This is a genomic window from Mucilaginibacter terrae (assembly GCF_042679325.1).
Classification (GTDB): domain Bacteria; phylum Bacteroidota; class Bacteroidia; order Sphingobacteriales; family Sphingobacteriaceae; genus Mucilaginibacter; species Mucilaginibacter terrae.
Genome location: NZ_JBHTMJ010000003.1, coordinates 65884 through 89656 on the forward strand (window position 1 = coordinate 65884; position 23773 = coordinate 89656).

23 protein-coding genes are annotated in these 23773 nt (G+C 42.2%); 8 read left to right on the forward strand and 15 right to left on the reverse strand.

The window, feature by feature from the left end:
• Positions 1-22 precede the first annotated feature (22 nt).
• Both ACFQ3S_RS02305 and ACFQ3S_RS02310 read left to right on the forward strand, forming a co-directional pair.
• Positions 23-1066 (forward strand): RluA family pseudouridine synthase, encoded by a 1044-nt coding sequence (locus ACFQ3S_RS02305; RefSeq protein ID WP_377160832.1) that lies wholly within the window; start codon positions 23-25, stop codon positions 1064-1066.
• Positions 1067-1086: 20 nt separating this feature from the next.
• Positions 1087-1929 carry an aminotransferase class IV gene (locus ACFQ3S_RS02310; RefSeq protein WP_377160835.1) on the forward strand — a complete coding sequence of 281 codons (843 nt, stop codon included), beginning with the start codon at positions 1087-1089 and terminating at the stop codon, positions 1927-1929.
• Positions 1930-1992: 63 nt separating this feature from the next.
• On the opposite strand, the gene ACFQ3S_RS02315 is transcribed toward ACFQ3S_RS02310, so the two are convergent.
• The 3 genes from ACFQ3S_RS02315 to ACFQ3S_RS02325 all read right to left on the reverse strand — a co-directional run bounded on the left by ACFQ3S_RS02315 (position 1993) and on the right by ACFQ3S_RS02325 (position 3870).
• Positions 1993-3048, reverse strand: a complete 1056-nt coding sequence (locus tag ACFQ3S_RS02315) for a nucleoid-associated protein (protein WP_377160838.1) — start codon at positions 3046-3048, stop codon at positions 1993-1995.
• 59 nt (positions 3049-3107) lie between these two features.
• Complete coding sequence (locus ACFQ3S_RS02320; protein WP_377160840.1) at positions 3108-3470, reverse strand: hypothetical protein; 363 nt, start codon at positions 3468-3470, stop codon at positions 3108-3110.
• 67 nt (positions 3471-3537) lie between these two features.
• The gene (locus tag ACFQ3S_RS02325) at positions 3538-3870 is read right to left on the reverse strand and encodes a hypothetical protein (RefSeq protein WP_377160843.1); all 333 of its coding nucleotides are present in this window, start codon (positions 3868-3870) and stop codon (positions 3538-3540) included.
• 227 nt (positions 3871-4097) lie between these two features.
• Between ACFQ3S_RS02325 and ACFQ3S_RS02330 the strand changes: the two genes are divergently transcribed.
• From ACFQ3S_RS02330 to ACFQ3S_RS02340, 3 genes are all read left to right on the forward strand, one after another.
• Complete coding sequence (locus ACFQ3S_RS02330; protein WP_377160845.1) at positions 4098-4664, forward strand: CAP domain-containing protein; 567 nt, start codon at positions 4098-4100, stop codon at positions 4662-4664.
• A gap of 37 nt (positions 4665-4701) precedes the next feature.
• Positions 4702-8157, forward strand: a complete 3456-nt coding sequence (locus ACFQ3S_RS02335) for a PA14 domain-containing protein (protein WP_377160847.1) — start codon at positions 4702-4704, stop codon at positions 8155-8157.
• Between the two features lie 191 nt (positions 8158-8348).
• Positions 8349-9389 carry a DUF4097 family beta strand repeat-containing protein gene (locus ACFQ3S_RS02340; protein ID WP_377160850.1) on the forward strand — a complete coding sequence of 347 codons (1041 nt, stop codon included), beginning with the start codon at positions 8349-8351 and terminating at the stop codon, positions 9387-9389.
• 137 nt (positions 9390-9526) lie between these two features.
• On the opposite strand, the gene ACFQ3S_RS02345 is transcribed toward ACFQ3S_RS02340, so the two are convergent.
• From ACFQ3S_RS02345 to mnmE, 4 genes are all read right to left on the reverse strand, one after another.
• A complete protein-coding gene (locus ACFQ3S_RS02345) occupies positions 9527-10078 on the reverse strand; it encodes a YceI family protein (RefSeq protein WP_377160853.1) in 552 nt (183 codons plus the stop codon).
• Between the two features lie 5 nt (positions 10079-10083).
• Positions 10084-10581, reverse strand: coding sequence for a hypothetical protein (locus ACFQ3S_RS02350; RefSeq protein WP_377160854.1), 498 nt, complete (start codon positions 10579-10581; stop codon positions 10084-10086).
• Between the two features lie 88 nt (positions 10582-10669).
• Complete coding sequence (locus ACFQ3S_RS02355) at positions 10670-11767, reverse strand: helix-turn-helix domain-containing protein (RefSeq protein ID WP_377160856.1); 1098 nt, start codon at positions 11765-11767, stop codon at positions 10670-10672.
• Between the two features lie 80 nt (positions 11768-11847).
• Positions 11848-13227 (reverse strand): tRNA uridine-5-carboxymethylaminomethyl(34) synthesis GTPase MnmE, encoded by a 1380-nt coding sequence (mnmE, locus tag ACFQ3S_RS02360; protein WP_377160858.1) that lies wholly within the window; start codon positions 13225-13227, stop codon positions 11848-11850.
• A gap of 335 nt (positions 13228-13562) precedes the next feature.
• Between mnmE and ACFQ3S_RS02365 the strand changes: the two genes are divergently transcribed.
• Positions 13563-14063: a DUF4385 domain-containing protein gene (locus ACFQ3S_RS02365; RefSeq protein WP_377160860.1), complete on the forward strand. Its 501-nt coding sequence runs from the start codon at positions 13563-13565 to the stop codon at positions 14061-14063.
• A 25-nt stretch (positions 14064-14088) separates the two neighbouring features.
• Here the strand turns inward: ACFQ3S_RS02365 and ACFQ3S_RS02370 are convergent, their stop codons facing one another.
• Positions 14089-14565, reverse strand: a complete 477-nt coding sequence (locus ACFQ3S_RS02370; protein ID WP_377160862.1) for a hypothetical protein — start codon at positions 14563-14565, stop codon at positions 14089-14091.
• A 296-nt stretch (positions 14566-14861) separates the two neighbouring features.
• Between ACFQ3S_RS02370 and ACFQ3S_RS02375 the strand changes: the two genes are divergently transcribed.
• Complete coding sequence (locus ACFQ3S_RS02375; RefSeq protein WP_377160864.1) at positions 14862-15068, forward strand: hypothetical protein; 207 nt, start codon at positions 14862-14864, stop codon at positions 15066-15068.
• Here the strand turns inward: ACFQ3S_RS02375 and ACFQ3S_RS02380 are convergent, their stop codons facing one another.
• A complete protein-coding gene (locus tag ACFQ3S_RS02380) occupies positions 15069-15713 on the reverse strand; it encodes an HAD family hydrolase (RefSeq protein ID WP_377160866.1) in 645 nt (214 codons plus the stop codon).
• Between the two features lie 279 nt (positions 15714-15992).
• Here ACFQ3S_RS02380 and ACFQ3S_RS02385 point away from each other — a divergent pair, with 279 nt between their 5' ends.
• On the forward strand, positions 15993-17198 hold the full coding sequence (locus tag ACFQ3S_RS02385; protein ID WP_377160868.1) for a metallophosphoesterase: 1206 nt from the start codon (positions 15993-15995) through the stop codon (positions 17196-17198).
• Positions 17199-17447: 249 nt separating this feature from the next.
• Here ACFQ3S_RS02385 and ACFQ3S_RS02390 read toward each other — a convergent pair whose 3' ends face one another.
• The 6 genes from ACFQ3S_RS02390 to ACFQ3S_RS02415 form a co-directional block, all read right to left on the reverse strand.
• Positions 17448-18248 carry a hypothetical protein gene (locus tag ACFQ3S_RS02390; RefSeq protein WP_377160870.1) on the reverse strand — a complete coding sequence of 267 codons (801 nt, stop codon included), beginning with the start codon at positions 18246-18248 and terminating at the stop codon, positions 17448-17450.
• A gap of 106 nt (positions 18249-18354) precedes the next feature.
• The gene (locus tag ACFQ3S_RS02395) at positions 18355-19296 is read right to left on the reverse strand and encodes a phosphatase PAP2 family protein (RefSeq protein ID WP_377160872.1); all 942 of its coding nucleotides are present in this window, start codon (positions 19294-19296) and stop codon (positions 18355-18357) included.
• 1 nt (position 19297) lies between these two features.
• Positions 19298-19918 carry a sterol desaturase family protein gene (locus ACFQ3S_RS02400; RefSeq protein ID WP_377160874.1) on the reverse strand — a complete coding sequence of 207 codons (621 nt, stop codon included), beginning with the start codon at positions 19916-19918 and terminating at the stop codon, positions 19298-19300.
• A gap of 6 nt (positions 19919-19924) precedes the next feature.
• Positions 19925-20503 (reverse strand): DUF4833 domain-containing protein, encoded by a 579-nt coding sequence (locus tag ACFQ3S_RS02405; RefSeq protein ID WP_377160876.1) that lies wholly within the window; start codon positions 20501-20503, stop codon positions 19925-19927.
• Positions 20504-20511: 8 nt separating this feature from the next.
• Positions 20512-21231: a CDP-alcohol phosphatidyltransferase family protein gene (locus ACFQ3S_RS02410; protein WP_377160878.1), complete on the reverse strand. Its 720-nt coding sequence runs from the start codon at positions 21229-21231 to the stop codon at positions 20512-20514.
• Positions 21232-21259: 28 nt separating this feature from the next.
• Positions 21260-23761: a DUF5686 family protein gene (locus ACFQ3S_RS02415; RefSeq protein WP_377160880.1), complete on the reverse strand. Its 2502-nt coding sequence runs from the start codon at positions 23759-23761 to the stop codon at positions 21260-21262.
• Positions 23762-23773: the final 12 nt, after the last annotated feature.

The following is a 23773-nucleotide window of genomic DNA, read 5'->3' on the forward strand; positions in this document are numbered from 1 at the left end:
AAAAACCATTATTTTTGCGTTAATGATAAACGATAACGCACTTAACGAACCCAACGAGCAGGATTTGTACGAGCACCTGCGTATTGTGGTTGATAAGGGCCAGTCGCTGTTGCGCATGGATAAATTTTTGATGCACCGCATTGAAAACGCATCGCGCAACCGCATCCAAAATGCCATTGAACTGGGTAATGTGCTGGTGAACGATAAGCAGGCCAAATCGAGTTATAAGGTTAAACCGATGGATATAATATCGGTAGTATTGCCTCACCCACCGCGCGATACCGAGGTGTATCCCGAAAACATTCCGCTGAATATTGCCTACGAAGATGATGATGTATTGGTAGTGAATAAACCGGCAGGTTTAGTGGTACACCCTGGTTTTAATAATTACACGGGCACGCTGGTGAACGGACTGGTTTATCATTTTCAGCAGCTGCCTACCTTGCCGGGTAACGACGGCCGGCCAGGACTGGTTCACCGCATTGATAAGGATACTTCAGGTTTATTATTGATTAGTAAGAACGAACGTGCCATGACCTGGCTTGCCCGCCAGTTTTTTGAACACACCATTGCCCGTAAATACCTGGCCCTGGCCTGGGGCGATCTGGAGCATGATGGCACCGTAACCGGCTATATAGGCCGCAGCGTTAACGACCGCCGGGTAATGGCCATATATGATGATGAGGAGAAAGGAAAATGGTCGGTAACACATTACAAGGTGCTGGAACGCTTTGGTTATGTTACCTTAATTGAATGCCAGCTGGAAACCGGCCGTACACATCAAATACGGGCGCACATGAAACATATTGGACACCCTTTGTTTAGCGATGCTATGTATGGTGGCGATAAAATATTAAAGGGTACCACCTTTACCAAGTACAAGCAGTTTATAGAAAACTGCTTTGAAATTATGCCAAGGCAGGCACTACATGCACAAAGCCTGGGTTTTATACACCCTACAACCCGCAAGTTCACTTATTTTGAGGCACCATTGCCCGCCGACTTTGATGGGGTACTGCAAAAATGGCGAAAATATATTGCCACCTCGGTAGAGCAAAATGCCTGAACCGTTGTTTAAACTACCAAATGATGCCTTTGTTTATTAATTTTAATGGCCAGCTTTTAGCGGCCGATAGTGCTTTGCTTACGGTGAGTAACCGTGCGTTTAAATATGGCGACGGCCTGTTTGAAAGTATGCGGCTGGTTAACGGGCAGCTTAAATTTGTCGATCTGCATGCTGCACGCCTTCAGGAAGGAATGAAAGCTTTGAAGCTGGAAGGCTACTCTAATATGGATAGCTGGTTTTTGAAAGAGAAAGCTGAGGAATTAGCCGTATGGAACAAAGCCAGAAACGGCCGTTTAAGGCTAACCGTTTACCGTGATTCGGGTGGTTTATACACGCCCAACGGAAACCAATCGGGGTGGTGCCTGGAGCTGGTTCCTGATGAAGTGACGGGATACCGTATTAACCAGAAAGGGCTCATTATGGATGTGTACACCGAAATGCTGAAACCGGTTAATTTCTTGTCAAACTATAAAACTTGTAACGCCTTAACCTATGTAATGGCGGGTTTGTACAAAACCGAGCACAAACTGGATGATGTATTTTTACTGAACCAGCAAGGTTACTTGTGCGAGAGCATTAGCTCTAACGTGTTTGTATGGTATCAGGACCACTTATACACGCCTGCCCTTAACGAAGGGTGTGTGGCAGGTATAATGCGGCAGGTAATTATTGATATTTGTGTAGCCCGAGGCATCCCGGTAACCGAAGCGCAAATAAATCCCGATATATTGCACCAGGCCGAAGAGGTATTTATAACCAATGCAACCCGGGGCATACAATGGGTAATTGGTTATGGTATTAAACGATACTTTAACGGTTTAAGTAAAACGTTAATAGATGAGCTGAACAAGCTTTTGGTTTAGTAGCACAATGCGTACTACTTCAATTATAGAATAAATTAATTGCCACTATTACCTGCCACTCATCTACTCTTCCTGCTTAAAATAAACCTTGTAAAAGCTCATGGCTTTGGCATCGTCAAAACCTTTTTCAATCAATTCCTTATCGCCGTGTATATAAATGTGAAAATTCTTATCCAGCTTTAATACACTTTTGTAAACCCGGGCTTGCTTTTTAACGGCATTGTCCGAGATCTCGAATGTGTCGGGTATCTTAGTTTCAAATTCCTGCTCGTACTGGTTTTTATAATTCTTGAAAGATTCCGCAGCTTCTTTGTTGCCCAGTACTTCGCCCGTAAACTCGTCCAGCTCAAAAGTGTCCTTCTCCTTAAAATACTTCATGGAGCGGTTAAGCAGGTCAATTTTATCGGCCTTGCTCATTTCAAACTCATCGTCCAGCTTTTGGGTGACAAAGTTTTTATAGATGCTAAGGGTATTGCTGGTTTGGTTAAAGTTATCGTTACGGATCTTGAGCTTTAAAAAATCGTCTTTCCAATACACGGCCTCATTGCTGCCGTTAATTTTATCGATCACTACAACCTTATAACCGTCTATTTTATGGGTATTAAAAATTAGGCAGCCTTTATCCAGCTTATTAATGTTAATGGCGTTCTCCTCGTAATCCATTCCAAAGCCGCCTTCCTGCGGGTACACCTTCAAAAAGGTTTCCTTGTTTTCCGATTTAAAAATACCAATGACATCCAGTTGTTCACCTTCCAGTTGTACACCATTAAAATAGCCTATATATACCTCACCGGCCTTAATTTTGGGATGGCCCGATACGCTGTACAAATGCTTGGCAATTTGCTGCGATAGTTCATGAAACTTAGTATCGTCGTCAAAAATACCGGTACAATAATGGTAGATCTCGTTCAGTTCCAGGTCGCCGCCCGGGTGCATCAGGTGGTAAACTTCGTTGGTTTTTTCAAACGGGGTTAAAAAGTACTGCATCAGCAGGCCGGGGATAATCTCGTCTTTTAACGAAAGAGGAGTGTCTGATAGCGCATAGCGTTCATCCTGTAAAGGATTACCCACATGATGAACCGAAATTGATTGGAGCGAAGCCTCGAAATAACTAACCATAATAGAGGCGACAAATAAACAAATATTTAACGAGTAAGGAGCGAAGAGTTGCCTGTTAATTAACCGGTCTGCTGTGCCGCATCCACCTGCTGGTTACGCAATTCGTTCAGTTGTAGCTCGTAAGCACGCATGCGGGCATGTAAAATGTCAACCTCGGTACGCAGCATTTGTATTTCGGTAATAAGCTTGGGCGATTCGGCTTTGTGAACTTTATGATCGCCGCTGCCCAGTATCAGCCATTCGGGCGAGTATTTAAGTTGAAAGCAAAGCTTACGAATAAGATAATAGCTTATTTCCTGCTTGCGGTTAATTACTTTACTAATAAAGCCCTGGTCAACCTCAATGGCTTTAGCCAGGCCTAACTGTCCGCCGTGTTCTTTCACAATAACTTTAAGCCGCTTGATCAGTGCATCGTCAGACATAAAAATGCTTTTCTGCAATTATAAATTATTATTTGCAATAAAAGCACATTAAGTTGGTTAAGTGAAATCAGCAACTCTTCTTCAACTGCTCCATTAAATGATCGAGGCCTTTATTGTAGGTTTTAATACAGATGGTTTCGTTTCTGAAATTTACAGCCAGTTCCTCTAATTTCGATTTGATTTTTTCGTGATGCACGCTCGGCACATTAGGTAATTTGGTACGTATAGTGTTAAATTTATGTTGGGTGGCTCTTTGTAAAAATAGTGGAGGAACATCTTTATTAAGCTGCATTAAATCGGTTACCTTGTTATGCTGGCGGGTAAGTATATAGGTAATGAAAACAATACCGGCAAAACCGGTTACGAAAAAAGCGATGATGATATTATTTACGGTGAACATATTAATTTGATTTAAAAATAAGCAATATTTATTTCTTGGTAAAAATTTATTATACAATTACCTTAAACGATAGTTATACTTAACGGGTTACAAGTATTTCAAAATATTTTTAAATACATTCATATTAAAATATCAGTAAAAAAAACTGATGGTAAGGGTTTAAATGTTGTTGTACATTTAAACTTTACAATGGCGTTGTGGTCTTAAATTAACTTATGTTTAAACTCATGGTTAAGATTGGTTTGTTGTGTAGTACAGCCTTGCTTGTATTAACAGGTGCAAGCGGCATTAAGCCAACTACCGTTAACGAAATATTTAAGAACGAATTTTTAAACCGCATTAATAAAGTAAGGCAGCAGGGTTGTAAATGCGGTACAGTGTACATGCCGCCTGTAGGGCCGTTGGTATGGAACGATGTTTTAACCGATGCCGCCGAAGGGCATGCCAAAGACATGAGTAAGCGAAGTTACTTTAGCCATACCGGTAAAAACGGATCGAGCATAGAAGACCGTATAAAAACCGCCGGTTACACTTATAACGGCTATAAAAGTTTTGCTATTGGCGAAAATATAGCCTTTGGACAAGAAACCATTGCAGAGGTATCGAACGGTTGGTTTAAAAGCGTTGGCCATTGTAAAAATTTAATGAACGCTGACTTTAAAGAAATTGGTATAGCCGAATACAATAAGTATTGGGTGCAGGATTTTGGCGGCCGGGAGGCTTTTACAGTACGCGAAAAGGAGCTCATTAAAAGTGGCCGACTCATTATTCGGCGTAGCGCTGTAAAAAATTAATAGTATAAATATTGGCGTTACTCATATTTATTCAAGTATGGTTATAAAAACTAAACGTATTAAAGTTAAAGTAATCTTATTTTTAATTTTAGCCATATTTGTTTGTGTTTCTTTCAGGCAAATGCCTGTTGATTCTCCAGGCTACTACCACTCTACACCATTTAAGTTTAACTTGCAGCAAAGCGCCTCAACCAGTGCCGGTGTATTTACCGCAAATGGTGTATTGGTGCGCACCTTGTGGAGCGGCATAAAATATGAGGCAGGCACGCATCATGCGGTTTGGGATGGTACTAATAACGATGGTAATTTAATGCCTGCCGCGCCTTATCAAATTAAAGTGCTTTCTAATAATGTAAAATATACCTGGGAGGGTGTGTTAGGAAATACATCGGGCAGGTTTACCGGGCCTACTATATTTAGGGGGCATAATGCTATACAGGGTATAGCTATTGCTGGTAACACTGCATATTACACAGTTGGTTACAACGAGCAAGGCAGTAGCTGCCAAAAATTTAATACCCAATACCCGCAAGGAAAAACAACTTTGGGTAGCGGGGGCATCGAAAGCAATGCCGTAGCCACCGATGGTAAACTGGTGTACTGGGTTTCGTACGAGATTAAAACCAACAGTAATTTTATACAAGCCACCAGCGTAGTTAATGATACACCGGTTTCTTTTGCCGAAGGGCAGGATTTAACAGTTTTCAAGAGCAAAGCCCGTTTGAATGTTTTGGAGAAAGCACTGATGCCCGACAGGATAAAAGCGCTGGCTGTACAAAACACCGGGCAATATCTTCTTTCGGCCCACTCCAACCTTAACCAGGTACATGTTATCAACAAAATAACCGGTAAGTTCATCAGTTCTATCAACATTACCAACCCCAGCGCTATAGCCGTCGATAAAAAAAACCATGTCTGGATATTAGGTATAAACAATGGTAAGCCGGCCGTATTAGGCTACCAAATAGGCAATGATGGCACACTGCAATATGTGAATAAAGTGCTACCAGATTTGGTAAAGCCCTTGGCTATAGCCGTATCGCCCGATGATGCCACGGTTTTAGTGGCCGATGGAGGCGAAAGTCAACAATTAAAGTCTTACAGCACTCAATCGGGGAAATTAATATGGACGCTCGGCGACTTAGGCGGGTACAGCCAGAATGCTACAGTTAGTAACACTAAATTTTATTTCAGCGATATGCGTAGCGAACCCGGAACCTGCCTTGCCTTTGAGCCCGATGGTTCTTTTTGGGTAGAAGACACGGGTAACGCCAGGTTACAGCATTATTCGGCCAGCCGTATTTTCATGAACCGGGTGATGTATTTGCCTACTTCTTACAGTGTAACGGTTGACCGTACCGATGCCGCCCGGGTGTTTTCCGACTACCTGGAGTTTAAAATTGATTATGCTAAAACTTTAGGCCCTCATAACGGTTCGTGGACGCTGGTTAAAAACTGGGGCGCTATGGTACCTAAAGAATGGGACCGTAAATACACCAGGCTAAAGGATATTATTACCCTCAAAAACAGACATACGTATGCGCTTATTGGTGGAGAGGGTAAAATAGTTAGGCAGGTTATAGAACTTACAGCACAAAGTGCGCTAAGGTTTACCGGCAAAATGGTAGCTATGAATTATAGCATGGATAATGATGGAAACCTTTACCGTATCTCCAACTTTAAGCATGGTACACCTAACACCTGGTATAAACAAACATTAAATGGTTTCGACCAGGCTAATAATCCTTTATGGGGCAATGATGCGGCAGTGGCCAGCACCCAACCCGCAACCAACAACGATCCTCTTAATGAAGGGAACGGAACAGTGCTTTACACCGGAGAAAAAACATCTACCGATGTGTTTGTTGCTTTTAACCCGCGGGCATCAGTAGTGAATAATACCAAACCTCATTTGGGTGGTGTACGTATGGGTGATAATAAGTGGCTCTGGCAAACAGCTGCCGGTACCCACCGGGGTTACCGCGGAGATTTTCCTCCAGATGGTTCTTTTGATAATGGAAACGGGGTGCGCTATGCCGGAGGTGCGGCTTTAGCACTTGGGCGCAGTATTTTTTGGGGCTATTACGGAGAGTTTTGGAAAGGTAGCGAAACTAACAAATGGAACCAGGTACATGATGATGGTCTTTTTATAGGGCAGTTTGGTATTACCGGCCCGCAAATGAGCGAAAAAGAGGGGGCTGCATTAATGGCGGGCAACGCTATGGCGGCCAGTGTAGTAAAAGGTGCTAACGGCAATTTATATCTATATCATAACGATGAAGCCACACATAGCGGTGTACACCGGTGGAAGATAAGTAATATTAGCAGTATTGCCGGGCAGGTTATTAAGGTATTTCTCAACTATAAAAAACAAGGTTTGCTTACCGAATGCTTCAACGGTACCCAGCTAAACAACCTGAACCTATTTTATACAGGTTTGAATGCTTCAGCATCGTTTAACACAAGGCAGGTTCCGGCATCGGCTTTAATTCTTAATAAAAATCAGGAAACATCGGTTAGGTTAACCGGTTTTATACAACCAGTCAATACGGCATCATACACCTTTGCAACCGGTTCATTGGCTAATATACGCCTGTGGATAAGTGGTAAACTGGTGTTAGATAATTGGGCGGGTAAAACAAATACTCAAACCAGCACACCTGTACCGTTAAATAACGATGTTGCTTACCCTGTTAAAATAGAGTATAAGCAGGCTGTAGGGTCAACGAGTTTCTCGTTGTTATGGTCGGTAAGTGGAAAAATGCCAACTATCATTCCAACAGCGTGTTTATGGCCGGCAGAGCAGCCCTCGCAAACAACTAATATAGATTTACTGGCGGGATTACCTTTCGACGGAATTGTGGAAAATAATATTTATGGCTGGGAGCGGGGTACATCTGCCGAAGATTATACTAACAAATACAGCCAGTTTTGGACTGTGCGTACCAACAAGCGGGTGTATGATAAAAGATCATCTCCCGATTTGCATGCTACTTTCCGGCAGGCCAACACCGTTAAAACCATTACCCGAAATTTAGGTAATGCTTTACTGCCACTTAAACAGTGGAAAATAAGCGCGGTAGTGAATTTTGAAGACAACTATGCCAATGGCGATAAAGACCTGAGCGAAAAAGGGGGCGGAGGTAGCTATATAGAAGTATTAGACAAATACGGCAGAATAATAACCCGGTTATTTTTTCATGCAGACAATGCTACCGATGCCGGCCGTATGTATGCCAATAATCAGGTTGTTTTTAAAACTACGCGTAATGGCATCAGTAATATAATGCATACTACTCAGCCTTTAACTATTGGGGCAGAGAATGGAATATGCACTTTTCAATATGGCTCTTACCCGGTAGTAAAAACTCCGGTATTTGACCCGGCCAGCCATTGGGAAAAACCTGAAACTTTCAGGATTTATTTTTGGTGTAAAACACAAAACAGCAACCGGGCTATCGACATTGAAAAGATGAGCTATTCATTTAAGTAAGTATTACTGGAGGCAACGCGGTTGTATCATTATCGAACAACTATTGTAGCACATACGAACGATTATTACCTTTAATATTTTATATATGTTATTGATTAATAATGGTTTAAATTTTTGGTATAGATATTTCTTCATACCTGTTATATCGAACTTATAAAAATTTCAACAACTATAAATCTCAATCCAGCTTTATGAAAAAGTATGCAATTATTTTATTTCTGGCTTTAGGTAGCGTTGCTGCAAAAGCGCAGGACAAGTGGAGTACCGAGCCTTATCTCACCAAGTCATTAGCAAAATCGGCTATTAATAATGTGTTTGTAAATACTTCGGGTGGAAGCATATCGGTTATCGGTACAGATGCATCAGAAGCCCGTATAGAAGTATATGTAAGACCCAATAATGATAAGGGAGATGTAAGTAAGGAAGAACTCAAGCAACGCCTGGAAGAGAATTACACATTGGAAATAACCGACAATGATCATGAACTGCATGCTAAAGCTAAATCCAAACAAAATAACATGAACTGGCGCAACTCGGTAAGTATATCTTTTAAAATATTTGTTCCTCGGGTTGTTGCTACTAATTTAACTACCAGCGGTGGCAGCATCAAATTAGCCGGTATTACCGGCGAGCAAAATTTTACCACCAGTGGCGGTAGTTTGCACATAACCAATGTAAGCGGAAAAATTAAAGGCCGCACCAGTGGCGGCGGCATTCAGGTAGAGGGTTCAAAACAGGATATTGACCTGGTTACCAGCGGTGGCAGCATAACCGCCAGCAATTGTGAAGGCCGTATAAACCTGGTTACCAGCGGCGGATCGCTTAAATTAAGCCAGCTTAAAGGTAATATAAGTGCTACTACCAGCGGCGGCAGTGTACAAGGCGATCATATATCGGGCGAACTATTAACCAGTACTTCAGGCGGCAGCCTTAACCTTACACAATTAGCCTGTAGTGTGGAGGGTTCTACCAGTGCAGGTAGCATCCATGTGCAGCTTAACGAATTGGGTAAGTACGTCAAACTAAATACCAGCGCAGGCCATATAGACCTGAAATTACCGTCACAAAAAGGACTTGACCTTGATTTAAAAGGCGGCCGCGTTAGTGCCGAAGTTAGCGGACGTTTTCAGGGTACTAACGAAAAAGACCATGTGGAAGGCAAGCTTAACGGCGGAGGTGTACCGGTTAACGTAAACGCCTCTAATGGCAGGGTTAGCTTGGTTTTAGAGTAACAACTACACGATTGTAAAACAAAAACACCGATGCCATTTGCGTAGGTGTTTTTTGTTTGTAACAGGTATCTCCGATATATAATCAATTAAAGCAACCGCAAGTAAGGTTCATCATAGTTGAACTTACCTTATTTGTTTTAATTTAAATAGATCGTAAAAGAAATATCAAAGGTATTTCTGATTGCCTTATCGCCCAAGCCAGAAAAAAAGTTTCCGGAATTGTAAATGATACCATACGCGGTACGGTCTATAATAACATCTCCTGATACTGTATATTTTCCGTTGTTATGCTGTACGGTCACCGCACAATGAAATGGCAGCTCTTTTTTTCTGATCGTCAGCTTTCCTATAGCTTCCCCATTTACGATTCGGTCGATCACAATCGTGCTGACTGGGAATTTTTGCACATCAAAAAAATCCTCACCGGTCAAATGTCCGAGCAATTGTGCGTTCTCTGTTTTCATGCTCTTCATATCGATCGTAAATTTAGCGTTTTTGATACCTCCCTGATCAATGCGTGCCTCACCATCTTTAAAATGAAGTGTACCTGTAGGCGCGTATTTGCCGATCTCGGCATGCCCCGTCCATTTTACGATGCTGTTTTTTGTGTCTATGTTAAGTTTCTTTTGGGCAAACAGGCTGTTGGCGGCGAGCATAAAAAGTATTACGATGGTATAAGAAGTTTTCATAATTGTTATTTTGAGGTTGATATAGTAGATTCTGTTTCAATTAGTGCGATGCCTTTGTATAACTTACCGGCTTTGTCTTTAGCTATGATATACCAGAGCGCATCTCCGCCATAGGCTTGTTTACCATACCTTGTATTTTTCTGATAAGTGAACGTCCGACCTTTTTTCAGGATTGCGCCGGGGCAGTTAAAGGCTTTGGCAAAATCAACCGGCGAGTAATGCATGTTGTCGTGCCATCCGCTGTCATCGTACCAGATAAAGCTCCCGCATTCCACCACGCTCAGTTCCCGATAAACGGCAGTAGCCTTAGTATTGTGAATCCAATAGAAGGTATCACCGGTTTTGACCGGATAGCAGGGGTTAGGATCGTGTGACATTAAAATGCCCACGGGTAGTAAACGTAGTTTGTCGGGCAACAGGCGCGATTTGTTCGTCCAGGTAGTTTGCGCCTGAACGCTTCCTGTAAATAATAGCAGGGTAAAAAAGAAATTTAGTTTTTTCATCTCCATTTAATTTTGATCAAAGGTGCCTCTTTCACGAAGGCGCATCGCCCCAAAACAGGAATTGGGACGTGCCAAAATAGCTTTGGTACTACTTTTTTATAAAATTGGAGGGCGAGGAACCTGTAAACTCCTTAAAGATTCGGTTAAAGGAGGTCTTGGAGTTAAACCCTGATTCGTAGGCAATACCGAGCAGCGTAAACTTTTCCAGATCGGCCGATTGCAGACGGTTTTTGATCTCTTCAACCCGGAAGCCATTGACATAGGTATTAAACGGTTTACCAAATGCGGCGTTGACAGTAAACGAAACGGTCTTAGCCGGCAGGCCGATATGCGCAGCAAGATCGGCCAGGGTTAGTTCGGGGTTGAGGTACAATCTATCCGTCACCATAGCTGTGCCTATCTTTTCAACAAAAAGGGAGTCAACTTCGGGCAAAGATTCTGGCTGAGCTGGCAATTCTTCCTCTTTAAATTCTACGCTGATAGCTGCCTGCTGCTTACCCAATACGCCAATGCAATAAATTACGATGCATAATAAGTTGGTAGAAATATCGTACTGGTAATAAGTATTCCTGAAATCCCGCAGGAAAGCTTCGAACAGCCAGGCTCCGCACACCAGGATGAGGGTAATGAGCGAGAACTTCAGCCAGTTGAGCAGCTTGCGGGATAGTTCAGAATAGTTATTGGCCAGCCAGGACTGGTATTTCAGGAAATACCGGATAGCTAACGACAAATAAATAACCAGCGAAAGCCAGGTGCCATCATACTCTAACCGGTAAGTATAAGGCTGGTGAACGTAAAACCATACCTCATACTTGAATTGATAGTTTTGCAAAGCCAGATACCCATAAAACGCCGCCTGTATAAATACCGGGAAAAAATGTAACAATTGCCTCCTATCAAACTTAAAGCCTTTATCAGTAATGGCACGTACATAAAAGTAAAGTAGCGGCCCGAAAGCAAAGGAATAATAAATTGGTAGAAAATAGAGATCTGGCCGCTGCGCATATATTCCAGAGGCTCTTAAAAAGGCATCGGTTATCCAACCGGTGATCGCCAGCATCAGCAGAGAGAGGATTCGGTTGGCCGTTTTATTATGCACAGAAAACAAAAGCATGATCGAAGTGTACATCCCGATACTGATCGCCGCAAAATATAGGATGACATTTAAGTCGAAACTGATCTTCATTTCACCTGAAAAGTAGCAAAATCCATTTAGTTCTGCAAACGGTTTAAACCACGCCGCATTTTATTTCGCTACCAATTTTGTTACTTTCCGATACAGAACTTAGAAAATATATTATCCAGCAGATCATCGGTAGTAACGGCGCCGGTAATTTCGCCCAGGTAATACAGGGCCTGTTTAATGTCGAGCGCTATAAAATCTGATGTGATCTGCCTATCAATACCTTGCAGGGTTTTAATAAGGGCCTGCTCGGTTTTTTGGAGTGCTTCAAGGTGGCGTATATTGGTCACTAATGTTTCATTTCCGTTAAGTTTACCCTGAATGGTTTGGTTGTAGATCAACTCTTTAAGCTCGTGAATATGCAGCTTTTCTTTGGCCGATATAGCCAGTAGTACGGCCCCATCGGGTAAATATGGATGAAAAGTATCATGGAAATTTTGAGCCAGATCTATTTTATTAGCCACTACAATAGCCGGGATGCCGGGCTTGTACAAACTATTAATATCCTGCTGTAATTCTTCGGCAGTAATATTTTCTACATCAAATACATAAAGCAATAAGGCCGTTTGGCTGATCTTCTCCATGGTTTTTTGAATACCAATTTGCTCAATGGCATCGGTGGCTTCGCGGATACCGGCGGTATCTATTAGCCTGAAATTGATGCCGTTAATGTTTAGCGTTTCTTCAATGGTATCACGGGTGGTGCCCGCAAGGTGGCTAACAATGGCGCGTTCTTCGTTTAAAAGAGCATTAAGCAAGGTAGATTTACCTGCATTGGGCCTACCTGCAATTACTGTATTTATACCTTGTTTAACCGCGTTACCCAACTCAAACGACAGGATCAACTTGCCTATAATCCGTGTGAGATTGTGGACCAATTGTTTTAACTGGCCTCGGTTGGCAAACTCCACGTCTTCTTCCGAAAAATCCAGTTCCAATTCAATCATCGAAGCAAAATGTACCAGTTGCTCACGAAGTTGCTGTAGTTCAGTGCTGTATCCACCACGAAGCTGCTGTAGGGCAACCTGTTGTGAGGCTTTAGAATCGGCCGCAATGAGATCGGCCACGGCCTCGGCCTGCGATAAATCGAACTGCCCGTTGAGGAATGCCCGTAAGGTAAATTCACCCGGTTTGGCCGAGCGCGCTCCCTGGCGGATAAGCAGCTTAATGATAGACTGAATAATGTAGTTTGACCCATGGCAGGAGATCTCCACCACGTTTTCGCGGGTGTAGGAACGAGGGGCCACAAAAAGGGATGCCAGTACCTCGTCCAGTACCAGGTCGCCGTCTGTAATGGTGCCGAAATGGATGGTATGTGAAGCCTGTTTAATTAAATTTTTGCCTTTAAACACACTATTAGCTATTTGTACGGCATCCGGCCCCGACAGGCGGATAACCCCGATTGCACCCGTTCCGTTGGGGGTAGCCAATGCTACAATAGTATCTTGATTAAATTGATTCATGGTATAATAGCCACAAAAATGCTGAATTATAAAGTGATTTGTGTTGTAAAGTCGTAAAATTTACGGCATTCGTTTAATTACAAGATTCTTCATTAAAACTTAAAAAGTTAGATATTTCTTCATTTTTCCTGAAATTTTTAATGTAACGGCATGAAACACTTGAAACGATGTGTGAGACCCTGAAAAATTATACAGAACTGGACTATAAAATATAAAAACAATCTTTACAACAAAAGATTTATTAGACAACCGACAACCGACAACCGACAACCGACAACCGACAACCGACAACCGACAACCGACAACCGACAACCGACAACCGACAACCGACAACCATGCCTAACGCTCCGTTCAATTATACCCTCAACTTTAAGGAGACCAACTTCAGGCAGCAGCCCGGGTTATACCGTATAGGTAAGGGTGAGCAAGGCGTATTACTGGTTGAGCCTTATAAAAGTGAGATCCTTCCTTATTGGCGGTTTAAAACCCCGGACGTGGCGCAAAAATCGGCGGAGAAGATTTACCAGTTATTTTTGGATTACCAGCAAGCCGGTGATTTTGTAGGAACAGATATGGCGCGCAAGTTTTTGCAGATGGGCTACACCCGGTCGCGCCGGTATGCTAACCATAAAAGCGGCAAAAAGTACAACGGACCTGTACCCGACGATAAAAAGGGCAAAAGTGGTGCTCATGGCCGTAACCAGTTACCGCAGGTGGTTGATGAGGTAAAGGCAGCATCGGCCCGTGTATTTTATGAGTATTGGCAAAAAGCAAAAAACGATGCTGTTTACCGGCAAATGATAATCCAACACCGTGAAACTTATGAGCGAGGTTAGCACTGTTGTTAGTTAACGACAGGCATTACTGCTTGGTGTAAGTAAGTTTGCCTATACAATTGGCGTTGGGAGGGCAATCAATAGTTATATCTAACTCCTTACCTCCTGCATTAATGAAGTAAGTATAATCAGTAGTTGCATTGGTAGATCTGGCTATTAGATCTGCTTCGGCAGCATACGGCCCTTTAGTAGGATCATTGGAATAATTGGTTACGTTGTAAAGTTGTAACCTGTTAGTTCTGAGTTTTTTATATCTGCCAATTGTTTTTAAATAATAACCGAGTACTTTCCCTGTTGCGGCATCTGTATAGTAAATTGAAAATTGCATGGTGCCGTTGTTCTTAAATTGAAATTCCCATGTTCGGGTATTATCAACAATACTGGGTAGGGGAAGTTTCCATGTACCAACTAAAGAGGGATCCGTATTAATTGTGTCGCCCTTTTTACAAGCCGAAAAGCCTAAGCTCACTAATACTAACAGCAGTAAAAATCGTCTTTTCATCACAACAATTGGTTTACTATATAATACGTACATTGGCTTTTATATGTAACAGTTAGTTAATGTTAAAATTTAAATCATGATATAAAATGAAATGAGCATAGTGCCATTTATAATTACAATGTCTACGCGTCAAATAATAACTTACGGGCAACTATGAATAATACTGTTTTGAAATATGAATAAGCAGTTTAGCTATAACGCTGTATATCAAAACTATTACAATGCCAAATGCCGCTTATGGCATTAAACGTGTAGGTAAGTGTACGATCGCCAGTAAGGGGTCGATAAAATTGCTCATGAAAATTATTTATAGCACTCTATTAGCAGGAACATTGTTTCTGACAGCATGCAATTCGCCTGTTAAAAAGCAGCATAACGATAAGCGCGATAAAGTTAACAGACTTGAAAATAACAGTGCCGAAGCTACCGCCGATCCCGAAAACAGTATAGGAAGCGGCAACCTTACCGATAGTACCCGTACCGATACCGGCGGCCGGCAGTAATTACAACAGCTCTTGTAATTCGCTAAACTTGTTTATAATAGCTACCGGTTGTCCGCTGGTTGTACCAAAGCCGTAGGTGGCAAATATAATGGGTACGCCTGCTTTGGTAGCACTGTCGTAATCACCCTGGGTATCACCTACATAAACCGGGTTGTTTAGCTGGTTATCAGCCACTATATCTAATATGTTTTGAAACTTGGGCAGGCTTTTGGTGCCGTAACATTGGTGGGCAACAAAGGTGCTGTCCAAATCATTCAGCCTTAAAAAGGTTTCTATATAACCGCACTGGCAGTTGCTAACTATAAAAAGCTTGTATCTGCTTTTTAAATATTCCAGGGTCGGTTTCAAGTCAGGATAAAGTTCGCCACCTTTTGCGTTTAGTATCTCCAGTTCGTGTTTAGCGCTTAATGCTTTAAACTCGTTTCGCAAATCAGGTTCCAAATAGGGGTATAGCTTATCAAAAATAGCATCGTAAGCCATGCCGGTTATAGAGCGTACAGTTTGCTGGGTAACATCATCTTTAATATAATCTACTTCTTCCTTTGCTTTTTGCCAGGCCATAGCCACGTTAGCAGTCGAGTCCCAAAGTGTACCGTCAAGGTCGAAAATTATACTATCGAAAGTGTTTTTCAAATCGGTGGTCATGTTAACTTATTAAGCGGCAAAAATAAAGTTTAATAGGCATGCTGCGGTTTTAAATTATTAAAACTTACAACAGCGCAACAAAAAAAGCAGTTTACTCTTGTATATTGAGTGCGTTTACAATAAGCATCACCACAAAGTATTTGTAGTGCTGGTGTGAGGTTTGGTTAACTTAGCTACACGGATTGTAATCGCTGATTTTATCATCAATATAATAATATTCGTATGCGTCATGGAGGTATCTTTAACCTTGCTTTAATATTAGTAATTATAAGCTTATTAATGGATTGGTACATACACCAGGGCATCCGTACCTTGTTAGCCGATTCGGATGCTAAAGTAAGGCGTGCCGTGTTGGCGGTATATTGGTTAATTTCTGTAGTAACAATAATGCTGCTGCTGGTAAATACAAGCAAAGCCAGTAAACCACCGGGTATGACCCCATATCACCAGTGGGTACTCAGCATTTTTTTAACCCTATTAATTACCAAAGTCGTATTTATAGTAGTGCTGATGTTCGGCGATATTTACCGGCTGTTTGCAGGTTTAACCAATTTGGTTCGTAAATCCCCCCGTGCTAATGGAAGCTACTTTCCCGAAAGACGGAAACTGATAAGCCAGGCTGCTGTTGTATTAGCCGCCGTACCGTTTGCCTCTTTTTTTTATGCCATGCTGAAAGGAAAATACGATTATAAGGTACACCGACAAACCATATACTTTGATGACCTGCCCGAGGCCTTTGATGGCTTTACTATTACGCAGTTATCCGATATTCATTCGGGCAGTTTTGATAACCCCGAAGCTGTTCAACGAGGTATAGACCTGGCAAAGGCGCAAAAATCTGATCTGTTTGTTTTTACCGGAGACCTGGTGAATAACGTAGCCGGAGAAATTGTGCCTTATATAAACCGCTTTAACCAGTTAAAGGCACCCTACGGGCAGTACTCCATATTGGGTAACCACGATTATGGCGATTATATTGAGTGGGGCAGCAGCGAAGAAAAGGCGGCCAACCTGCAAAAATTAAAAGATCACCATAAAACTTTAGGCTATAAACTTTTACTGGACGAAAATATAGCGTTGGAAAAAGACGGGCAGAAAATTGTCCTAATTGGTGTACAGAATTGGGGCCGGGATTTTATCAAAGTGGGCAACCTGGATAATGCCATGCAAGGCGTACAGCCAACTGATTTTAAGGTTTTGCTGTCGCACGATCCTACGCATTGGGAAGAAATAGTACGTTACCATCCGTCACTCATTCACTTAACCCTATCGGGTCATACGCATGGTGCGCAGTTTGGGGTAGAAACTGATAAATTAAGGTGGAGCCCGGTAAAATCGCGCTACCTGGACTGGGCTGGCCTGGCCGAGCATCATAAACGCTACCTGTATGTGAACCGGGGCTTTGGCTTCCTGGCATTTTCGGGCAGGTTGGGTATTTGGCCCGAAATTACGGTTATTGAGTTGAAGAAGGGTAACCCCTCTTAAACTGCATAGCCTTGAGAAGTGCCTTTGAGAAATACTACAGGAATAATATTACCTGGTAGTAATGGTTTATAATTAGCACAGCGGCGAATGCTGCAACAAGCTCAGGCTGGTTGGTTAGCGGTATATTATTACACCTTTAGAGGCCACTGAATTTAAAAACCGCAAATACATGATAATACCGGAACTATATTAAACCAAAAAGAGCCACTGGTTAGTAGCGGCTCTTAGTATATATAGAGGAGATTATAGTTATAACGCTGCTGTTTTCAGGCTATCGGCAGGTGTACTGCTCATTGGTATTTCCCAGTTAATAGCGGGTTTAGTTAACCTGATGCTTTCACCGCGGGTTACATTAGCAACCAGCATTTTCTTTTTGGTTAATACTTTTTTGGCCGGCTTCATATTAGCAGCTAATTTTTTTTGACGTGCGGCGTAAGCCAGTTCTTCTTTTCTAATAGATTCATCAAGTCCCTGAAAAACGTTTTCGCTCGGCGGAACCTGTAGATAAGTGTATAAGCGGGTATAGCTCAGCTTCACTACCGAATCCTGCACAATTAAGTTATTAGCCATAGCTAAGCGATGAGCCTCTTTCAGGTCTTTTTTAGCCAGCTTATAATCTTTTATATCTATTTTAATTGCAGCCAAATCAACCAGGGTAGTTATAATAGCCGGTATTGAGTTTTGCCTGCGCGATAGCGTGTTGGCCTGCAATATAAACCATTTGGCTTGCGCATATTTATACTGCGCCCTGTAAGCCTTTGATAGGTTACTGTAGCTGCTTACCAATCCTGTGGTATCGTCTTTACGGTAATAAACTTTCATAGCCAGCATGGTATAGTTTATAGCATTTTCCTGGTTAATGCGTTTAGTATAAGCGTTTGGGGCATTTTGTGGCTCCATGTAACAGGCGGCCAGTTGCAGGTATATACTTGCTTTTTGTGTATCGTCGGTTGTTAATTGTAATTGCTGTTTAAGGCTATCTAACGGGTTAGAAAAACCAGCTAAGGCAACCAGTAACAGGTATGCTGTGAGAAGTAAAGTCTTTTTCATTTGCAGTAGTATTATTGCAAATAGTTATTTGCAAATAGCATGCCTGTTTATGCTAAAATTACCTAACACTACCGAATGTTAGTAACTCGCAAAAAAGGTGCATAACTTACTGAATAATTGCTTCATACCGGTTGAGCCAGCGACGAAGCGGTTTTACAGAGACCACCATAAAATTGAACAGGGCAATACCCGTAGTGGCGGTTAAAATGCCGGCCAAAACATCTAACACATAATGGTGACTGGTGTAAACGGCCGAAAACCATATACCCACCGTTACGGTAATAAAAAAAAGATTTCCCCAGCCTAAACGGTTTTTAATGGAATAGTACACTACAATAAGCGGGTAACTGGAGTGTAAAGACGGCATGGCTGCAAAAACATTAGAGCCCTTTGCGTAAATAGACCTAAACAGGTTGATATGAAAAAATGCATCGAACCTGGCTAAGCCGGCTGTATTGCCGGCAGTGGCCTGGTAAAATTGAAAACCATGGTACTGTACATACCAGGGCGGTGCGGCAGGGTAGGTATAGTACACCACAAAACCCAACAGGTTAACCACTACAAAAGTTAAGGCAAAGTACAGGAACTGCCGGTGGCGGCGGGTAAAAAACAAATAAGCGGCAAAGCCGAATGGTACAGGTATCCAGCACAGGTAAAAGAAGCCGGTAAGCAGATCTAAAAACGTAACGCCGTTTATACGCCAGTATTCGTTTGGGGTAATAAGGTGCCCCCCGTAATTAAAACCGAAAATTTCTTTCTCTAAATTATAAAGTGAGGCTATATGTACCTGGTTATAGTGGTAATTAGGAAAAGCCTTCATGTAATCAAAGATGATCCAATACACAATGAAGATGGAAAAACCCAAAACGAACTTACGGGTAACTGATGAAGCGAAGTACAGGATGAAAAATATGGTTATCAGAAACAATTGATCGGTTTTAAAGCCAACCAGCGCATAGGATAAAGATAAATATACAGCAGATACCAGTACAACAGTGAAGATATTTTTAAATGTAACTGTTGAGCCTTTGGTGAGGGCGATATTCATTTTATTTTTTAACAAAATCCGAACGGAACACTTTATCCCAGATGGGTGAGCTTACACCGTAACCTTTAGATGGATCTTGGTAATGGTGCAGCATGTGGTGTTGTTTAATGCGTTTCCATAAACCGCCTTTAAAATTAAAGTGGTGTATGGCATAGTGCGAAATATCGTAAACTAAATAGCCTATTAAAAACCCCGGGAAAAAAGAATAGATATAAGTTTCGGGCAGCATCCAGTCAAACAAAAAGAATAAGATCAACGCCATAGGTACACTGGCCGATGGCGGCATTACCAAACGTTTAGCATCGCTGGGGTAATCATGATGTACGCCGTGAAATATAAAATGGATACGTAAAGCCCATTCGGCCTTGGGTACAAAGTGAAAAACAAAGCGATGTAAAATGTATTCGGCAAAGGTCCATACGGCAAGGCCTCCTATGAACAAAGCAAAAAAGCCGGGAATGCTTGCCGTGCTTTGTGTAAAAGCAAGATAACAAAAATAGCTTATAACAGGTATGTAAACGTAAAGAGGCACTGTCCAGTGTACTTTAGATAAAGCTTCTAACAAGTCGCTCTTAAACATTCTTACAGACTCACTCGAGTTGGAAACGTAATTCTTTTTCATCACTAATCAGGGTTTGAAACGTTCAGTCACTTCTTTACCGGTTGCAGCATCCGTTCCTTTAAATTCCACAAACCGCACGTTGGGTACCCAAAACGATCCTCCTTCAATTTTAACAAAAATTTGGTTAACTATGAATTGCCTTTGTGAAATTGTTGCAAAGATATGGTATTTCCCGTCAGTACCCTTCATTAATGTAAGCGGAAATTTTTTGTATGACACAAACCTGATATCATATTTGCCATTTCCCAGCGGCTTGGAAGTTATACCATAGGCAAACTTACGTTGTATATAGCTCAGCTCTTCTTTCTGGCCTTTTTCGTTATACCTTATCCAATAAGCATGTACGGGTGTTTCGGCATCCGGCTTTTCATCGCTGCTTAAATTAAGCTCGTAAATAATGGTATTGGCATTGGGGGTACGTTGCACGTAAAATAAACGGTTTACGCTGGCGGGTAAAGGCGGGTTTGGATTTCCAGGTAGCCGGTAAAGGTTTTTAACCGTATCGGCTGGTGATGTTTTTGCAAATAAAGAAGATGCTGAAAACAACAGCACTCCAAAAATTAATGTGTAAAAGATAAATTTCATTAAATGTTTCACGCTTGATCTCCGGCCCCAAGCAAGGCTTTTTTTGCGTCCATTAAACGTTTGAACGCAGTAATATTTGTTAATACGGCTAATATGGTTATAGGTACGGTAAACAGGGATATGGTTTCAAATACATGGTATTTTATACCGGGTATAAAAAGCTTAAAATCGCCGCCAATATAGTTGGATGATATACCGCATATTAATGCGCACAAGCCAATAGTTACTACGCGCTCGGGGCGTTGCATTAAGCCGCCTTTAATTTCTACACCCAATCCTTCGGCACGGGCACGTACGTAACTCACCATCATAGATCCTATTAGTGCTACAAAAGCAAATATGGAACTCAGGAAATAAGCTTGTGCCACCAGGTAATAGCAAATACCCAAAAACATCACCAGTTCGCTGTAGCGGTCTAAAACCGAATCGAACAGGGCGCCGAAAACCGATTTCATGTTACCCAGGCGGGCAACCTGCCCGTCTAACATATCAAACAAGCCGGCAAATAAAATTAAGGCACCCGCCCAGCCCACTTCCGAAAGGTCATTACGGGGTTTTTCTTCGGCACCAAAAATAAAAATGGCCGCAACGCCGATGTTGAGCACAAAGCCAATAAGCGTTACTGCGTTGGGGGTAAGCCCTACCTTAATTAATACTTTTACAAAAGGATCAATTATTTTATAAATACCTAACTGAAGGTTTGTACGCAATGAAGGTTGCTGTGCCATTATCCGTGTGAAAATTTGCCTAAATTAACTAAAAAATAAATTGTATCCGGGTACGAATACCCCAGTCGGCAATGTTTGCATGGTCGAGGTAATTAAAACGCCTTACCAGGTCAACCCTGAGTATCTTAAATATATTTTCGATCCCTACACTGCCCTCCACATAAGGTTTGCTGCCCAGTGCATAGGTAATGGGTGCGCCTGAACCGTCTTTAGGAAACTCGTACAAAGAAGGATGTATAGTTGGGTCGTTCTCACTACGTACCCCTCCCCATAATGATTTAACAGAAGCAACTTCGCGCCATTTTAATTTTTTTAATAGGGGTACCCGGTTCAAAAACAACCCGCTGAAATGCTGATCGATGTTGATACTGGCATAGTGGTCGGTTACAAACTCTAAAAAATTCATTAAGTTATACGACAGCGGATCGTAAGCGAAGGTTTGGTTTGCGCGGTGTATTGTGAGCAATGGATAAGGTACCTGGCCAAACAAGTTTCCACCCTCTAAAGTAACATCGGCGTAGCCAAATTTTTTAAGAAAAAAGTGTTTATACAGGTTCACATTTACCTTGTTATAACCAAATTCGCTGCCTAATACGTTTTTTAAGCCGGCGGTGTAAGTTAAGGTGAGTACCGGGTACTTATTCAAAAACTGTTTACGGTAAACCTTGCCCTGATAAAACTCCTCGTGCGGTGCGTAGCGTAACTGCAGGCTGGCTTCGGAGGTAGTTAAGTTTTGTACCTGGTTAGGCAGGCCGTTTTGTAAATTATTAAAGTATAACGAGCCGGCCGGGGTTTGAGTTAGCCTGCGTAAGCCAACGGCATACGAAAAGTGGCTTGGAAACTCCTTTACGTAATCTATACGGTAGGTATCGTTATACAAATATTTATCATTGTTGCCGCGTTTAAATGATAACAGGAAATTGTCTTCGCGTACAAATTGCAGTTCCTGCCCGGGTATGCGGGTATCGCGCTGAAAACTGGCTTTGATATAATTTTGCGGAAAGCGGTAAACGGAATTTTTGTTGAATGAATATAAGCCGCTTAAAAAGAACTTCCATTTTTCATCCTTAAAACCATAGGCTGCGTATGTTTCTAATAATATGCGCTTGCTGAAATCTATATTAGTACGCCCACCAACACGCAGCCTAAACCCTTCTACCGGGTTGAAACTGTAAAAGGCATTGGCCGGGCCCAAATCAACCGGACCGAAAGACTTGTAACCGAACAAAAATAGCTGCGCAATATCCACCGTACGGCGGAAAGATTTCATACGGCCCAGGCTATCGATATTGGCATAAACCTTTGATTCGGCAACGCTCAACGTGTCCTGACGGTTTTTGGCCCAAAATTCATCGCTGCGGTGTTTAACCTCGTCGGATGTAATGGCCAGCTGGCCTTCGTAAGTACTATCGGGCCGGGCTACGTTGGTAGCATAGTTTTGAAATGTAACGTAACGCTGACCGAAGATGCCACCTTTCCTGCTTTTGGATGCGCCAAAATCGGCCATGGTATTACTTTTGCTAAGGTGGTAACGGCCATCGGCATTTTTAGCAAACTCCAGGTTAATGTGCATTTCTTTAACCCAGTTCAGGTTAATATTGCGGTTAAGTGTCAGTTCGGCTTTTTGAACGGCATAGTTGCCATCCAGCGTAATGTATATGCTTCCCTCATATAACATATCGTTGGTGTTACGCGGGGTAAAACTCAGTTCCACCAGCTTGGTGTTATCTACCACAATGGTATCGGTGATGAAAAACTTGTACTGGGCCGGGGCATTGTCCGATATGGGACTTAAAAATTCGTTGGTAACCAGTACGGCACTGTTGGCATAAATATCAATATCCTGGTACAGGTGCTTAAAGTACACACCAATACCTTCACTATCTATAAAACTACCGAAATTTACTCCCTTTTCGCCTAAAACCTTGGTTTTTTTACGTTCGGGGTTTTTGCTGTAATAGTAGCTGTAAACCTTTTCGTTCAAATAAATAGGTAATAGGTTTTTACCGGGTACGGTGGTGGTATCGCGGTTATCTAACAGGAACTTGTATTTGCGGAAAAACTTTTTGTCGCTAAACTCGGCCGATACGTTGATGAAGGAAAAGTTCAACCGCTCATAGGCTTTGTACTCTACGTAATTATAGCTTTCGGGGCGGTTCTTTTCTTTATTGGCAATAACCTTACGAATCAGTTCAACCGCCGGGTTATCCTTATTGGTGTACTTTTTCTTCTTGCCCGATTTTACCAGCACCTCGTTCAGCTGCCTGCTATCGGGCTGCAGGCGCACATTAATCACCTGTACAATACCGGGCGTAATAGCTACTATGACCGTTTTGTAACCCACATACGATACCTGTATGCGGGCATAAGTAGTATTGGGAGTAGCTAAACGAAATTTACCATTGTCGTTAGTATTAGTACCCGTTGTAGTAGCCGGAAAGCTGACCGTTACAAACGAAAGCGGCTCACCGTCGGTAGCATCGGTTACAATGCCGCTTACAACGGTGCCTTGCGCAAATGCGGTAAGCACACCGCAGGTTAG